12 protein-coding genes are annotated in these 14,905 nt (G+C 66.7%); 5 read left to right on the plus strand and 7 right to left on the minus strand.

The window, feature by feature from the left end; all coding sequences use genetic code 11:
• Window positions 1-29 precede the first annotated feature (29 nt).
• The 3 genes from L0P92_RS16885 to L0P92_RS16895 form a co-directional block, all read right to left on the minus strand.
• Complete coding sequence (locus tag L0P92_RS16885; protein WP_234763539.1) at window positions 30-1,280, minus strand: methionine adenosyltransferase; 1,251 nt, start codon at window positions 1,278-1,280, stop codon at window positions 30-32.
• Window positions 1,281-1,358: 78 nt separating this feature from the next.
• Window positions 1,359-2,252 carry an aminoglycoside phosphotransferase family protein gene (locus L0P92_RS16890; RefSeq protein ID WP_234763540.1) on the minus strand — a complete coding sequence of 298 codons (894 nt, stop codon included), beginning with the start codon at window positions 2,250-2,252 and terminating at the stop codon, window positions 1,359-1,361.
• 62 nt (window positions 2,253-2,314) lie between these two features.
• Window positions 2,315-2,512: a hypothetical protein gene (locus L0P92_RS16895; RefSeq protein ID WP_234763541.1), complete on the minus strand. Its 198-nt coding sequence runs from the start codon at window positions 2,510-2,512 to the stop codon at window positions 2,315-2,317.
• 210 nt (window positions 2,513-2,722) lie between these two features.
• On the opposite strand from L0P92_RS16895, the gene L0P92_RS16900 reads away from it, so the two are divergent.
• Together L0P92_RS16900 and L0P92_RS16905 are read left to right on the plus strand one after the other, a co-directional pair.
• A complete protein-coding gene (locus L0P92_RS16900) occupies window positions 2,723-3,763 on the plus strand; it encodes an AAA family ATPase (protein ID WP_234763542.1) in 1,041 nt (346 codons plus the stop codon).
• On the plus strand, window positions 3,760-4,320 hold the full coding sequence (locus L0P92_RS16905; RefSeq protein ID WP_234763543.1) for a phosphotransferase-like protein: 561 nt from the start codon (window positions 3,760-3,762) through the stop codon (window positions 4,318-4,320). Before L0P92_RS16900 ends, L0P92_RS16905 begins: the two co-directional genes overlap by 4 nt.
• Before the next feature lie 36 nt (window positions 4,321-4,356).
• Here the strand turns inward: L0P92_RS16905 and L0P92_RS16910 are convergent, their stop codons facing one another.
• On the minus strand, window positions 4,357-5,214 hold the full coding sequence (locus L0P92_RS16910) for an NAD(P)-dependent oxidoreductase (protein ID WP_234763544.1): 858 nt from the start codon (window positions 5,212-5,214) through the stop codon (window positions 4,357-4,359).
• A complete protein-coding gene (locus L0P92_RS16915) occupies window positions 5,211-5,885 on the minus strand; it encodes an HAD family hydrolase (RefSeq protein ID WP_234763545.1) in 675 nt (224 codons plus the stop codon). Before L0P92_RS16915 ends, L0P92_RS16910 begins: the two co-directional genes overlap by 4 nt.
• A 282-nt stretch (window positions 5,886-6,167) precedes the next feature.
• On the opposite strand from L0P92_RS16915, the gene L0P92_RS16920 reads away from it, so the two are divergent.
• Entirely contained in the window at window positions 6,168-6,773 is a 606-nt protein-coding gene (locus L0P92_RS16920; protein ID WP_234763546.1) for a hypothetical protein, read from the plus strand.
• On the opposite strand, the gene L0P92_RS16925 is transcribed toward L0P92_RS16920, so the two are convergent.
• Window positions 6,718-7,701, minus strand: a complete 984-nt coding sequence (locus L0P92_RS16925; RefSeq protein WP_234763547.1) for a DNA-methyltransferase — start codon at window positions 7,699-7,701, stop codon at window positions 6,718-6,720. The two genes, L0P92_RS16920 and L0P92_RS16925, sit on opposite strands and share 56 nt — an antisense overlap.
• Before the next feature lie 613 nt (window positions 7,702-8,314).
• On the opposite strand from L0P92_RS16925, the gene L0P92_RS16930 reads away from it, so the two are divergent.
• Window positions 8,315-10,579, plus strand: a complete 2,265-nt coding sequence (locus tag L0P92_RS16930; protein WP_234763548.1) for an nSTAND3 domain-containing NTPase — start codon at window positions 8,315-8,317, stop codon at window positions 10,577-10,579.
• A gap of 568 nt (window positions 10,580-11,147) precedes the next feature.
• On the opposite strand, the gene L0P92_RS16935 is transcribed toward L0P92_RS16930, so the two are convergent.
• Window positions 11,148-11,948, minus strand: coding sequence for a hypothetical protein (locus L0P92_RS16935; protein ID WP_234763549.1), 801 nt, complete (start codon window positions 11,946-11,948; stop codon window positions 11,148-11,150).
• Between the two features lie 2,042 nt (window positions 11,949-13,990).
• Here L0P92_RS16935 and L0P92_RS16940 point away from each other — a divergent pair.
• Window positions 13,991-14,905: nSTAND1 domain-containing NTPase (locus L0P92_RS16940; protein ID WP_443733036.1), on the plus strand; the 915-nt coding region annotated here is incomplete at its 3' end.

A 14,905-nucleotide genomic window follows, 5' to 3' on the forward strand; every position in this document is an offset into this window, starting at 1 on the left:
GGAGACCTCTCCAAGCGTCCGCTTCGACATCAGCTCAGCACGATCCCGTCGGAGACCAACTCGTCGGTGAGGGCGGGAAACTCACCCAGCGTTTCCTCTACCAATGCCTGGACCTTGTCCATCTCTGCGTCCGGAGACGACAGACGGACGAGGACGCGCCACGGCTGGTCGAGGCGCTGCCCGGTAGCGCTCACCAGGTGGACCTCGGCGTGCTCCCCGGTCGCCTCGTGTAGCCGCTCGGCGAGCCGTCGGGCGGCGATGTTGTAGAGCTTCCCCACGTGGTACACCGGGTTCTTGCCGTTGGCGCCCTCCAGGTTCATCGGCCGCAGCGGCGTGATGAGCCCGTTGACCCGGTTGCCGCGACCGACGACGCCTTCGTCGCCGGATTCGATCGAGCTGCCGGTGTACGTGAGGTACAGCTCGTCCTTCTCCGGGACGTCACGCGCGTTGAGTCGGAACCGCGCCCCGCCACCGGGGAGCCGGAGCTCCGCGAGCCTGTGGCACTCGGCGAGCACGCTCTCCGCGTTCCGCACGTACTCGGCCCGGCTGGCGACGAACCGCGACTTCTGCGGGACGCAGAGCACGACGTCGGCCTGCTCTCCATCCCAGTAACCCATGAGCTTGACGTCCGACCCGCACCAGGCGTGGGCGCGGGTGAACTCGCTGTCCCCGGAGAAGTGGTTCACCAACTCGCGGACGAACGACTCGAAGGTGTTCTCCGGTGCCCAACCGGTTCCCAGTGACGTGTCGTTGGACAGCCGAACTCGCCGCTCCCGCAGGTCCTCGATCGACCGCGGGTTGAACCAACGCGTCCGGTCGGGCACCTCGTCACCCGTGAGAACGGCACCCGGGCTCGAATTGCTGGTGATGTTGAAGACGATGTCGAGATGGTCCGAGACCTCGGGGAGTCGCTCGCCGAAGAACGCCCGCACCTCGGCCTCCACGATCTCCTCGACGGGAATCCGCTGCCCGCCACACATGGGAGCGGCACGGCCGTTGACGAGCACCCTGACCGGGGCGGTCATCCGGCCGGCGCCGTACCGGACCTCGCTCGCGCCGCCAAGGAGGGCGAGCTTGTCGAAGTTGTGGTGCAGCACCGCGCCGAAGCGCTCGACGGTGTGGTGGCTGTAGGCACGGGAAAGCCGCTCGGCGAGGTGGTCAGCCAGGGTGTCCGGGTGACCGAGGCCCTTCCTTTCCACGATGGTCGTCGCGTCCGGTCGGGCCATGGCGGTGTCGATGACGATGTGGCTGTTGCCGATGGTCGTGCTGGTACGAGGCATGACGAACTCCCGTTTGGTGTGCACGAAAGGTGGATGGGTGCAGGCGTTGACACGCCTGGGCGAGCAAGGGGCGAGGATTCAGCGCGGGACGCCGGCGGCGCGCAGGGCTGAGACGGCCGCAGCCAGCGAGGCGTAGGCAGCTGGCGCGTGGTCCTCGGCGGCAAGCTGGTGGACATCGCGCGCCGCGATGAGGTCGATGTCCTGAGGGCGACGGCGATCAAGCCAGAGCAGTAGGCGCCAGGCCAGCACAGGACCGCTGAACGGCAGCCGGGTCATGAGATCGATCGGGCCACAGCCAGGCTTCACGCCCCCGTACAGCAGGTCACGTACAAGGTGGAACACCACGTCGGCGTAGTCGGCGACGGCGGGCCCGCGGGCGCTGGCCTCCCAGTCGACAACGCTCAGCTGGGAGTCGTCGGCCAAGAGGTGCTCGGGCTTGAGATCGCCATGAAGGTAGACCACGGGATGGGACTCAAGCGGTTGGAGGGCCTCGGCCAGCGCTGCCCACCACGGCCGTTCCCGGCAGCGCGGGGAGAGCTGGTCGAGCAGGAATTGGGGCTGCGTCGCCGGGCTCTCTCGTTCACCGCCCCAGCCGGAGCCGGGTGTGAGATCGCGCGAAGACTGGTGAAGCCTGTCCGTCAGGCGAATGACGTGATCTATGTACTCCTTGATCGCCCGCTCCGTGCGCACGCCACACGGCACGCCCGGCAGCATGCTGAACACCGACCAAGATCCTGCGTCACACCTGCCTGTGGCCAGGACTTCTGGCACCGAAAGACCCCAGTGAGCCGCACGCCGAACCGCGTCCGCCTCACGGTGCCGCCGGCCCTCGGGATCCACCCCCGCGTAGACCTTCAGCAGAGAACCACCGTCGACTGCCCGCTGCGTCATGGCGTACGGCTTGACGGTCGCACGGACGAACGGACCGTACAGGAGCTCGGCTTCATGCACCGTCACGTCGCCATCGATCACAGGTTGCCTCCTTTCCGTGGAGTCATTCCAAGAGCTGGATGGGTGCGGAGACATCGACGCGCTCACAGCCTCAGCCCCGACAGCAGATCCGCGATCGACGCCGTGACGTCCTTCACGAACGGGCCGACGTTGTCGGTGCCGGCGAGGTAGAGGCCGAAGACCGCACACACCACGGCGTGACCCGCCTTGAGCCCACCTCCCCGGCACAAGAAGACGATCACGATGCCGAGGAGCAGCAGGACAGCAACATCGACAGCCACCGCGGAGCCCCTTCCGATCTCGTACTGACAGTGGAGACCGAGGCGGTATGTGGTGACCGCGTCGGTGTGACCATGACAGCGGTCCGGAGGCTCTCGGAGTATCACGAGCTCTTGCCGATGCTGCTCATCAGCGGTTCATGGCTGGTAGGTCTGACTTTTCAACATCCGCTTACACACGCGCTCATGAGAGGCTGACCTAGGCTCCGAATCATGACCAGGAATGGGCAGGCGGTAGGCGCGGTGGGGAAGAGTCGCCCGGGTTGGCGTCCGGACAGGTTGAGGCAGCAACGCGAAGCCCACGGCCTGACCCTCGAAGGCGCGGGCGAGCAGCTGCGCGAAGTGGCCCGGGCCGCGGGGCTCGCAGTGCCGGCCGCCAACTTCCAGACGCTGTGGCAGCACGAGCAGGGCGAGGTCTACCCCGGGCCGCACTACCGCCGCGCGTACTGCCTGCTGTACCGCGCGACCGAGCCCGAGCTCGGCTTCCGCAATGCTCTGCCCGACGAGGCCACGAAGCTCAAGTTCACCTCGTCGACCGAGCCTCACAACGGAGCCCATGTCCTCGCCGTGGAGCGCGCGTTGCTCCAACTCGCACCCGGGACGGAGGACTCTGACGGGCAGGGCATGCAGCAGCGCATCCTCGACGCCTGGAAACGCCGCCACACAGGCGGCGACCCCAACAAGCCGACCCTGCTGATGGTCGGCGGCTACGCGGGCAGCGGGAAATCGGAGTTCGCCCGCTTCATATCCCAGCTCACCGGCTGGCCCGTCCTCGATAAGGACCCGATCACACGCCCCCTCGTCGAGCGACTCCTCATCGAAATGGGCAGCGAGCCCAACGACCGGCACACCGACCTCTACCGGGAGAAGGTCCGCCCACTGGAATACCAGTGCCTTCTGGAGACCGCGTACGCGAACGTCGACTGCGCAATCAGCACCGTACTCAGCGCGCCCTTCATCGCCGAGGCCACCGACCCTCGTTGGATGCGGCGCCTGATCAACCGCTGTGAAGCGCGTGGTGTCACCGTGGCCGTCGTCTGGATTCAGTGCGACGTCGACACGATGCATGAGTACATCAGCTTCCGGTCCGCCGCCCGGGACAGCTGGAAACTCCAGAACTGGGACGCCTACGCCGCTGGCATCGATCTTGAGCTGCGGCCTGTCGTGCCTCACTTGGTCGTCGACAACCGGCTCGGCGCCGCGATCTCACTCACGGACCAGGTGCGCCAGGTCTTCGGGACGGTGTTCCAGTGAGGCAAGGCATCTTGCTGTACGGGCCGCCAGCGGCAGGAAAGGACACGATCACGGCGGCACTCACCGAACTCGACGCGCGGTACGTACCGTTCACTCGGCTGAAGATCGGGACGGGGAAGACCCAGGGTTACCGAATGGGCACACCGGAGCAGCTGGCCGACCTGGAGGCACGCGGGGACGTCATCTACCGCAACGAGCGGTACGACAACATCTACGTCGTCGACCGACCCGGCCTCGACCAGGCCATGGAGGGCGGCACGACCCCCGTCGTCCACCTCGGCCAGATGGAGGGGATGCACCAGGTGACCGCCCTCTTCCCGGCACAGTGGGTGCGCGTTCTGCTGTGGTGCTCCAAGGAGACCACCGCCCAACGATCACCGCAGCGGGGCGACACCGACACGGCGGCTCGACTGGCCGCGTGGGACGCCACCCAAGCCGATCTCGCGTCTCATCCGCGAGCTCAGTGGGAGCTGCGCGTGGACACGGAAGCGATGGCACCCCAAGAAGCCGCGGACAGGATCGATGCGATCGTTCGCGCGTCGTCACCTCGCTCCTGACGACCAAGACGTCATCGACGCAGCGGACGCGACCACTCAACTCGGATTGTCCGGGTCCCCTTGTGCCCGCAAGGCTTCCAGCGCGCCGGCGACGTCTAGGCGCTCGTCTCGGTTGTCGTCCCACCGCGCGAGCGTCGCGGCAGCGGCGTGCATGAGAGAGTCCGGAAGCCCGGAGTCGGCGAGCAAGGCCGCAGCATCCTCAAGTTCTGGGCCCCAACGCCAGGCTCGTGCAGCCGTCTTGGGGATGTAGTCGGTCTCCACGAGGTAGCTGCGGGTGCGCTTGGCTGCGATCTCCAGCAGTTCGTCCGCGACGCCGTACGTTGCGGCTGCCCCGTACGCCACGGCGGCCAGCACGCGGGAGACCTTCTGGTAGCTGGAGTACGCGAGCTTGAGTGCGGAGGCTTTGCCGATGCTGTCGCCCAAGACCTGGGGCCGCACATCGGTGCCGACGAAGAGTTCGGCGATCCGCTCGGCCTGCTGGCTGGAACCGGACAGATAGAGCGTCGGGTACTTGCCCCCCACCGGAGGCGATCCGACCACGGCCGCATCGATGACCGGCATTGGGGCCAGGTGGTCGGCGATGCGCTGCACGCGCGCCGGCGACACGGCGTTCGCTTCAACATAGATCGTGCCGACGCCGGCCGTGCCGAGCTCGGCTACCTGGGCGGCGGTCTCCTCCGCGGCGGCGGTAGGGCACAGGGAGAGCAGCACATCGGAGCGGGAGATGAGCTCGGGCAGTGTCTTGGGTTCGAGGCCCGCCCGCTGGGCCCGGCGGCGGGTTGTGTCGCTGCGTCCGTCGGGGCACCACAGCACGACGTGCCCGCGGGCGCGCAGTTGGGCGCCGAAGGCGGATCCCATGCTGCCGGGGTGCAGCAGCCCGATGGTGTCCGTCATGTCGTGGTCCTCGTGCGGTCGGCAGCGTGCAGAAGCAGTAGGTCGATGGCGGCGCGGGCACGCGGCACCGTGTGGTCCGGTCCGGGATGGTCCGGCGGCCAGGAGCGGTCGTCGCCGATCCAGATGGTGTGCAGCCCCACTGAGCGTCCGCCGCCGATGTCATTGACCGGGTTGTCGCCGACCATCCAGCCGCCGTCGCCCAGCACGGTGCCGCAGCGAGCCGCTGCCATGGCGAAGTGCCGGGTCTGCGGTTTGCGCGCGCCGGCCTCCTCGGAGACGAAGACGCCATCCACGCGCTCGGCAATACCGGTAGCTCGCAGTTTGGCGCGCTGGATGTCCACAGCACCGTTGGTCGCTACCCCCACTCGCCAGCCGGCAGCCCGCAGCTCGACCAAACCGTCGAGGACCTCGGCGGGGCACGACACCAAGGCCGCGATGTCGGTGCAGTACACGCGCCACAACTCTGCCGTCGACATGGGCAGTCCGTACCGGGTGCGGATCACGTCAAAGGTGGCCGGATAGGCCCGCTCAGCCAACACGCCCAGGACGTACGCCCGTCCCTCGTCCTCCAGGCCATGTCGAGAGGCGAACTCGGCAGCCCAGTCGTCGAGTGCTCCCCGCCTGTCCACGAGGGTATTGTCCAGGTCAAAGAGAACCAGAGGGCGCTGCACATCCCGCACCCTAATGCGCGAGGGTCAGCTTTGGGAGCTTCACCGGCCTTTCGGGCGCCTGGGCCTGGCCACGCGAGCTACGGTGGCCGTTCCAGTGATCTCGGCCCCGGAATCTGCACATCCTCGTGCCGCCCGGCACGGCGGGACTGGCAGCCGGAACGCTCAGGTGAAGTCAGACGATAGTTAGCCGAAGGGGTCTAACGCGACGTGGGGCTCGGGGGATGCGCTGCACGAGCGCCTGCCCTGATACCCGGTCGACCTGGTGCCGTAAGATCAGGGGCTATGTCCCTCATCAAGAACCAGGTGGAGAAGTCAGCCTTCAATCCCGCCCCCTCACTGCCGTATCAACTTCGCATCATTGACTTCGAGTCAGCAATGCAGGATGTTTACGACTTCTTTTACGACGTAAACATAAGCCTGCACGAGAAGGGTCTTCGCCGATTTGAGGACATGCTTCGACCAGCGGCATGCTCGGGTCTAATCTCGGACATGCTCACCGCCAGCCTTGCGAAGCACTCGCGGGTCCTCCGCGAGAACAACTACTTCAATGGGCATCCTGACCTAATCGTGCAAGGCATCTACAGCAACGACTCGGTAGCGGCTGGCGAACAAGGGGTCGAAGTTAAAAGCACTCGCAAGTCGGGGGGAGCCGTCGACATGCACGGAGCCCGCTCCCAGTGGCTCTGCGTCTTTGTCTACAGAGTAGACAACGAGACGGAGCCTGCCTGGGATAGGGAGCCCCTGCGGTTCACCGAAGTCTATCTCGGACATGTCGAGGCCGAGGATTTCCGCCGAAACAACCGAGGGGAGCTAGGGACCCGTACGGCAACTCTTAATCGCGAGGGCCTTGAAAAGCTTCGCCAGGATTGGGTTTACCTCGACCGTTGATCGGCTTCCGTGCGGTAGGGGAAATCTCAGCTAGCTTTGGCACCGCTTGGCGAGCGATCTCAATATATGCCGGATCCAGCTCTACGCCGATGCTTTCGTACCCTACCGCATGCGCCGCCGCAAGAGTGGAGCCGGAGCCGGCAAATGGATCCAGGACGACGCCTTCACCGAGCGGCAATATGGCTCGAACAGCTTGACGCAGGAACTCTTGCGGTTTGAGGCTGGGATGCGCTGCAATCGCACGTTCGCGACGATTTGTGGGCGCCGAACGAATCACGTCCCCGAAGGGCTGTTCGCCGCTCACTCGTCGCAAGCCACCGGTCTTCCACTTGCGCAGATTGTCCGCGATAGTCCCCTCAGGCAGTTTCCTGAAGAGCAACCAAGGTTCCCATTGGGAGCGAGGCATTACGCTAACGTCAGGGAATTCTTCATGAGCGTTCTTAGGCCGGTCACCTCCCCGCATTGTTTGGACGAGGCGCACGACTTCACCACGGCGTTCAAGCCCTGCTCTATAGAGCGCAACGCTGACAAGGTGCGAAACTAGAGGGTTAGCCGCAACCATCACATGGGCACCAGGAACCAACACCCGTTTCAGAGCTTCACCCCACTCCTGGAAGAACTTCTGCAAGTGATCCAAGTCGGCGCTGGTGAGTGTCGTGAAGCGCGGCAATGGCGCCCGCTTATGGCCGTCATAGGACGGCGGAATACGCCAAACGCCGCCCTTTCGGGAGCGCAATTTACGCTGCTCGTGCGCGGTATATTCAACCAGGCCATACGGCGGATCGGTTACACACCCATGAATACTGTTCTCGGGTTGCTCGGCCAGCCAATCTAGGCAGTCCGCATTGTAGAGCTTCGCCTGCCCAAAGACGTATGCAGGGGACGAAAAAATCGTCCCCTGTTCAGCAACGGATGCTTTCTTGCTCACTTTGTACTCAACTTGTAGGTTCCCCGGTCGGTGCGCTGGAAAGTCTCGGGAGTGTTTAGCCGCAGGTACGACCGGACCGAGGATGGAGGCACCTCGCTCTGCAATTCCCTGCAGACTGCCGCATGAATCGCTTGCACACTGCCTGCAGCGGGGTGGATGCTTCGCAAGTAGCTTAGAATGGCATCGCGAACGAGGCCCGGCTTCCTACGCTCCTGACTCACTTTGCCTCCCCGTGAAAAAGACGTCCAGACGTCTGAACGTCATTGAACGTACACGAGTGGACTCAGTGACGCAAGCTCATGACGCGAACACACTGTGTGTACAACAGCCCAGCGTCTGTCATAACCGAAGGGCACACCCGCCGTATGGCGGGTGCGCCCGATCGGCGCGTCAGCGCCGCCGTCAGGTGGGCGCTTCATCGCCAGTTTCGGGTATACCCTCCCGTTCCGTCGCCAAGCCAGAAGTTCCTGAGGGCGTCTACTCGACGGCTGACCGCTTCCCTCGAACATGGTCCCGGAGAGTATCCGAAGGGAAGACCCTGGTCCTCCGGCCGAGGCCCGGACCGCTGCGCGGAGAATGGAGGCTGACGGCATATTCATGGGGCGAACACAGCATGGACTCTTTCGAGTTGGCACGGTTGACGGACCACGACTTCGAGGTGGTCTGTCGTGATCTGTTTAGCGATGTCCTTGGTATCCCACTGGAGATCTTCCCGCGCGGCCGGGACCTTGGCATCGACCTGCGGCACACCGGCCCCGCCGGGACGACCATCGTCCAGTGTAAGCACTGGCCGCGCGCGACCCAGAAGACGCTGATCGGACGCCTGATCAAGGACGAACTGCCCAAGGTCCGCGTGCTGGCACCCGACCGCTATATCGTCGCCTCGACGGTCGGCTTGACCGTCGGGGGAAAGGAAAAGCTCCGCAGTGCCTTCGCCCCGTTCGTGGGCGACACCGGTGACCTGTATGGAGTGGATGAGATCGTCGCCGAGCTGCTACGCCGTCCAGACCTGGTCCGACGACACTTCCGGCTCTGGCTGAGCAGCACCGCCGTTCTTCAGACCGTGCTGAACCAGGACCAGTACCTGCGCTCGTCGTGGCTTCAGAAGCGACTGCCAGGCGTCGCCGACACCTTCGTCCCGCACGAGGGCTTCGAACGAGCCCAGGAGTTTCTGGACACCCAGCAGGTCTGTGTCGTCGCCGGCATCCCCGGGGTGGGCAAGACGACGGTGGCGCTGATGCTCGCGGCCTGGCTGATGGGCAACGGCTACGAGGTCCACGAGATCACCGAGGACGTCGACGAGATCGGCGCCCTGTGGCGCGAGGGCACTCGGCAGGTGTTCCTCTACGACGACTTCCTGGGGCGTACGACCCTGGACGCACCGTTGAACAAGAACGAGGACAACCGCCTGTTGTCGGTGATCCGGGAGATCCAGGAGACACCTGGCAAGGCACTTGTGATGACGACCCGCGACTATCTGCTGGAGCACGCCCGTCTCCGGCACGACCGGCTGGCGGCGCCGGACGTGTCGGATGCGGTCAGCGTGATCCGGCTGACCGACCTGCATCGGCGGGTCCGGGGCCAGATCCTCTACAACCACGTCCACCACTCATCCCTGCCTCCGGACGACAAGCGCCGGTTCGCCGATCCGAAGGTGTGGCGTCCGGTGGTCCGGCACAAGAACTTCAACCCTCGTCTGGTCGAGGAGACCCTCCGGCTGTCCGCGCGCCGCGGCCAGGACGTCGCCGCGGCGATGCTGGAGAACCTGGACGACCCGCGCCGTGTATGGGAACGCATCGTTGAGAACGAGCTGACGGACGAGGCTGTCCACCTGCTGGAGGTGCTGTTCACCTTCGGATCCGCCGATCTGGACGACCTGCAAGAGTCCTGGCGCTCGTACCGCAAGGAGATGGACCGGGCGGCGGACGGCAGAAGCTTCCGCAGGGCGCTGCAGCTGGCGGACGGCACGATGGTCTCTGTCGAACAAGGGCGGGTGGCGTTCCACAACCCGTCGATCGAGGACTACGTCCGTTTCCACCTCGACAATGGCCGCGCCCGCTTCCCGGAGCTGCTCAAGGCGCTCGTCCACGAGGCACAGGTGCGCCGGATCGTCGCTGCGGCCCGTATGGCCGACGGGACGGGCATCCTGGCCCGGCTGCGGGAGCACGAGCCGACCGTGGCCGCCGTCGTGCAGGCGATGGGAGCCGACGTGGAGACCCGGCTGTGGGATGAGGACGAGAGCCAGCCGACCCGTCTGGAGTGGGTGCTGGAGACGGCCGAGTTGCTGGACTCCACGACGCTGGCGGCGTACGTGATGCGGGAGGCTCTCCCCCCGTTCATCCACTACGAGTACTTCTCCCATTTGGAGAGCCTGGCCGGCTCACTCGACGCCAGCCCGTTGGTGCCGAGCACGTACGCCGAGCGATTCCGGGAAGAGGCGACCGACTCCCTCCACAGCGAACTGCTGGAGAGCGTCGAGGCCGGCGACTGGTACTGGTCCATCGCGCTGTACCACCAGCTGCGCCGGACACCGTCCAGAGCGTCCCGGGAACAGGCGGCCCAGGGGCTGGTCCGGAACGCTCTGGAGGAGCTGCGCCGGCTCGCCGCAGAGCCCGAGCGCAAACCACGTATCGGCTACCTGGAACGGTTGGAGGAATTGGTGGACTTCCTCCTGAAGCAGCGGGCTCAGGACGAGCTGCCCGCGGAGTTCGCCGTCGTGTATGAGAGAGCCGAGCGCGTGTTCGCGCTCCGGGAAGCAGAGCGAGGCGAGTGGCTCCAGAAGTACCAGATACAGCGGGATCCGTCCGCGCGCTCCGACGCCTCTCGCGATCACGTGCTTGTCACCGAGCTGATGCGCAGGCTCGACGACACACGCTGACCGCTCCCCGCTGGGAGCCGTCTGGGAGCCGACCCGCTCCCCAAGCCCCTCCGACACCACCCGAGACCATCCCACTCCAACGCCCTGACCAGGCAAAACAGCAAACCAACCGGTGATGATCACGCCCGAACCTCATTCGGGACGAAGAGGTCGTGGGTTCAAATGCCGCCACCCCGACAGTGCAGTACCAGGTCAAAGGCCTGATCCAGTGAATGGATCAGGCCCTTGAGTGGTTTCTATGCGGGCGCTTAGAAGTCGGAGGGGTGGCGCTCGGTCTGCGGCCGGCCGAGGGTGGTGGAAGCGTCGGAGGTGGGTGGTCGGCGATGGCCTCCAGCCGACGGTCGGTTTCCTCGCTGGTGTTGGTCCCCGCGGCGGCCCTGGGTGCGGACTCTGGCCAGGTGCGCACCGTGGGCGCCGCCTCGTCGCCCGGCGCGGGGCTCCTGCACGGCGGCGTGCAGCGGCCGTCTCGGGTACGTACGACGTGCGTACTCCGACGGCACGACGGCCAAGACGGCGATGGGGTGAAGGTCCCGGAAGACCTTCACCCCATCGCCAGGGAGAGGATGGATCACACCACGGCCTCGGCGACCGGGGCGTCCACGGCCGGGGCGTCGTCCGCCGGGGCGTCGTCGGCCGGGGCCTCATCCGCCGGCTGCTCGTCAGCCGGGGCCTCATCCGCCGGCTGCTCGTCAGCCGGGGCCTCGTCCGCGGGCTCCTCGTCCGCCGGGGCCTCATCCGCGGGCTCCTCGTCCGCCGGGGCCTCATCCGCAGGCTCCTCGTCCGCCGGGGCCTCATCCGCGGGCTCCTCGTCCGCCGGGGCCTCGTCCGCCGGCTGCTCGTCCTCCTGGTTCTGGTCCTCCTGGTTGGCGTCGTCTTCCTTGTTCTCGTCCTCCTGGTTCGCCTCGTCGTCCTTCTTCTCCTCGTCCTTCTTCTCCTCGTCCTTCTTCTCCTCGTCCTTCTTCTCCTCGTCCTTCTTCTCCTCGTCCTTCTTGTCCTCGTCCTTCTTGTCCTCCTTCTCCATCTCCTCGACCTTCTTCTCGTCCTTGAACTGGTTGTTGTTGTTGATGTTGATATTGATGTTGATGATGTTGATGTTGTTCTGGACGAAGAAGTTGCCCTTGTTGTGGCTCTCGACGAAGTAACGGGGGTGGCCGTCCTTCATCGCGTAGAAGCAGTCGTGGTCGTCGTCCCAGTAGAACTTGATTTCCTTCCACCAGCACGAGTACTTCTCGTCCTTGTCCTCCTTGAAGTGGTCCTTGTAGTACTTCTTGTCCCAGCAGTACTTCTTCTTGTTCTTCTTCTTGTCCTTCTTCCCCTTCCCCTTGTGCTTGTCCTTGCCCTTGCCCTTTTGGTCCACGGTCTTGGTCACGCCCGAGTCGGGCATGGTGGTGGCCGATGCCGCGCTGGCCGGGAGGATTACGGCGCCGCCTATGACTACGGCCGATGCAGTCAGGGTTGCCAGGCTCAGGGCTCGCTTGCTTACGACGCCGTCACGCTTGCGGGTAATGCGGTTCATGATTTTCTCCTCGTGAAGTGAAAGGCGCTTTTCTCACGCCCGGGGCCTCGTTCTCTTTGCGGTGTTTCCGGTGAGGCCCGCACTTCAATGAAGCCGGAATCTCGGAGCTGGGTCATGCTCCGAGGACTCGGGACTTGACGAGGGAAGGAAAGGTGCGTAAGGGGCGCCTACGGTCGGCTCCGACGCTCCTCATCTACTCGCGGCGAGCTCTTCACCGACGCAGCCTGGCCGTTCCGCTGCCGCTCCCCTTCGGTCTGTACGACCCTGCTCGCGGCCACGGCGACTGCGGCTTCGGCTTCGTCACCCGGCTTGACGGGACGCCAGCCGCGACGTCGGGGGAGTTCTTCGGTGCGCTCACCGGCGAGAGCCTGCGGGCCGGGCACTTCGGTGTGGCGAACTGCTTCGTGCCGACCGACGCCGGGCGGCGTGCCGGTGCGCGGTGTCAACTGCCCGTAGCGCAGTGGGGGTTCCGGGCCAGGGCCGGCCCGCCCGGATCGTCCAGGCCGGCAGCTACGCGGTCCCGAGCGTGCGCGAGGCGTGCGCGGTTCGTCCGGGCTCGATCGCGCTGCGTCTGCTCGACGCGGCGGGCCGGACCGTGCGTCAGGGGCGGCTGTTGTCCGAAGGGGACCGTCTGCTGGTCGGGCTCGCCCGCACGGTCGATGCGAGGGCGACACAGCCGTCCCGGCGGCGGCGCCCCATGTGCCCGGGTGGGAGTAGGGCGACCAGTTCGCCCAGCTCGACGCGGTCCTGGCGGACGGCGGGGCCGCCCGGCGCGGGGCGTTCGCCTGGTGCCGGGGTGAGCACCGGGCCGGCGAGGCCGGCGTCGTGCCCGCGGTGCTCGATCGCGTCTGTTCCGTGGGGCTGCCGATCGGAGTCGCGGTGTTCGTCCCGGCGCCATGCAGACGTGTGCCGGGCGCGTGAACGTCACCGACCGGATCGGCGGCGGGCGGTGTTAGCGGCGGTGGCGGAGCGCTCGGTGGAAAACGACCTCGCGGCCATCAGGGCCAGTCACTTCGTCCGCTCCACGACATCGCACGACCCCACCTCGGCCATCGAACCCGCGGCCGATCCGGACCCGCCACCCGTCCGCTTCACCGACCGCACAACCCCACCTCTGCGATCGACTTCGCGGCCGTCCCGGACCTGCCACCCCGTCCGCTCCACGACACCGCACGGCCCACCACGGCGATCCAACCCGCAGCCGTCAGGGCCGGCCACCCCGTCCATTCCACAACACCGCACGGCCCCACCTAGGCGATCCAACCCACGGCCGACCCGGACCGCCACCCCATCCGCCCCACGACGCCGAGCTGCCCCACCTGGGCGATCGAACCCGCGGCCGTCAGCCGTCAGAACCCGCCACCCCGCCCACTCCACGACACCCCACAAACCCCACCCCGGCGATCGACCTCGACGACGCGGACGGGCGCTGCGTCGCGCTGATCACGTGGTTCGGAAGCGTCGGTACCGACGCGCACTCGGCGTGGGAGAAACCTCGCGGCATCGCTGTCGGGCTGACCGCGTCGTCCGGCACCGGTCCCTCCCCTCGTGGGGACCGGTGCCGGACGGCGGCGAGGTGTCGATCCGTGATGTCCCGGGCGTACGGGTCAGCGCGGATCGAGCAGGACTGGGGCGGCGCCGGGTGCGGGTGACGGTTGCGGGAGGTGGTCCTGCGGAAGGTGTCCGAGAACATGCGGCGCCATGGGTGGTCTCTCCGGGCTCTGGGCTGGTGGCCTGCCTGGGTGACGCGCGACGGATGCGCACTTGCGTCGTGATCCTGCCAGTCGAAGGGTGCGCGCGAGGAGCATCCGGTCTCCGGAGGAGACTCTTACCGCAGGTCAGCCGTATAAAGTGAGTTTTCCGGTCCGGATGTCCAGGTGCGGCGGAGTAAGGGAGTGGAGGCCTTGAGTTCCGACTCGGCGGCGCGCACAGCCTTCGCTGAACGGCTTGCGCTGCTCTACAAGGAGGCCGGTAACCCTCCCCTCAAGAGCGTGGCCGAGGCGGTCGTACGACTGCAGCGGGTGGACGAGCGGGGGCGGCCCGTACGGGTGTCCGCGCAGCGGATCAGTGACTGGCGCCGGGCCAGGAACGTGCCCGCCCAGTTCGCCGCGCTGTCCGCCGTCCTGCACGTCCTGATCCCGCAGGCCCGGCGCGCCCGTCCCACGCCCGTCTCCCCCGGGCTGTACGACCTGGGCCAGTGGCAGCGCCTGTGGGAGCGGGCGACGTCCGGCGAAGAGGAGGAGCAGGCTCCGACCGCCGCCGAGGCCCCCGCCGTGTCGGGCGGGGTGTGTCCGTACCGGGGGCTGGCCTCGTACCGGCAGGAGGACGCCCGCTGGTTCTTCGGCCGGGAGCGGAGCACCGACGCCCTGGTCGACCAGTTGCGTGCCGTGGAGAAGACCGGCGGCCTCGTCATGCTCGTCGGCGCCTCGGGCGCCGGGAAGTCCTCCCTCCTCAACGCCGGCCTGGTGCCCGCCCTGCGGAACGGCGCGCTGAGCAAGGAGAACGGCGGCCCGGTCGGCCCCGTCGGTCCGGTGGTGCAACTGGTGCCGGGCGCCGACCCGCTCGGCGAGCTGACCCGCCGTGTTCCGGAACTCGCGGGGGTCCTCGCCTCCCCGGACGCGTTGTACGACGTGGGCGGGCCGGAGGGCGGCCTGAGCGCGCCGGAGGCGTCGGGCGGGCCAGCCGACCCCAACAGGCCGCCGGACAACCCGAGCAGGCCCGACACCCCGAGCAGGCCGCAGCCGACGGGTGCCCTCGACGGAGCCCACGCCACTCGTTCTCACACCTCCACCCCTGACCCCAACCACCCC

The organism is Streptomyces muensis (genome assembly GCF_021474425.1).
GTDB lineage: Bacteria > Actinomycetota > Actinomycetes > Streptomycetales > Streptomycetaceae > Streptomyces > Streptomyces muensis.

What these genes read in the sequence shown, in the direction of transcription:
- L0P92_RS16885 (WP_234763539.1), bottom strand. Translation starts at nt 1,280, where the DNA reads ATGCCTCGTACCAGCACGACCATCGGCAACAGCCACATCGTCATCGAC.
- L0P92_RS16900 (WP_234763542.1), top strand. Translation starts at nt 2,723, where the DNA reads ATGACCAGGAATGGGCAGGCGGTAGGCGCGGTGGGGAAGAGTCGCCCG.
- L0P92_RS16910 (WP_234763544.1), bottom strand. Translation starts at nt 5,214, where the DNA reads ATGACGGACACCATCGGGCTGCTGCACCCCGGCAGCATGGGATCCGCC.
- L0P92_RS16920 (WP_234763546.1), top strand. Translation starts at nt 6,168, where the DNA reads ATGTCCCTCATCAAGAACCAGGTGGAGAAGTCAGCCTTCAATCCCGCC.
- L0P92_RS16930 (WP_234763548.1), top strand. Translation starts at nt 8,315, where the DNA reads ATGGACTCTTTCGAGTTGGCACGGTTGACGGACCACGACTTCGAGGTG.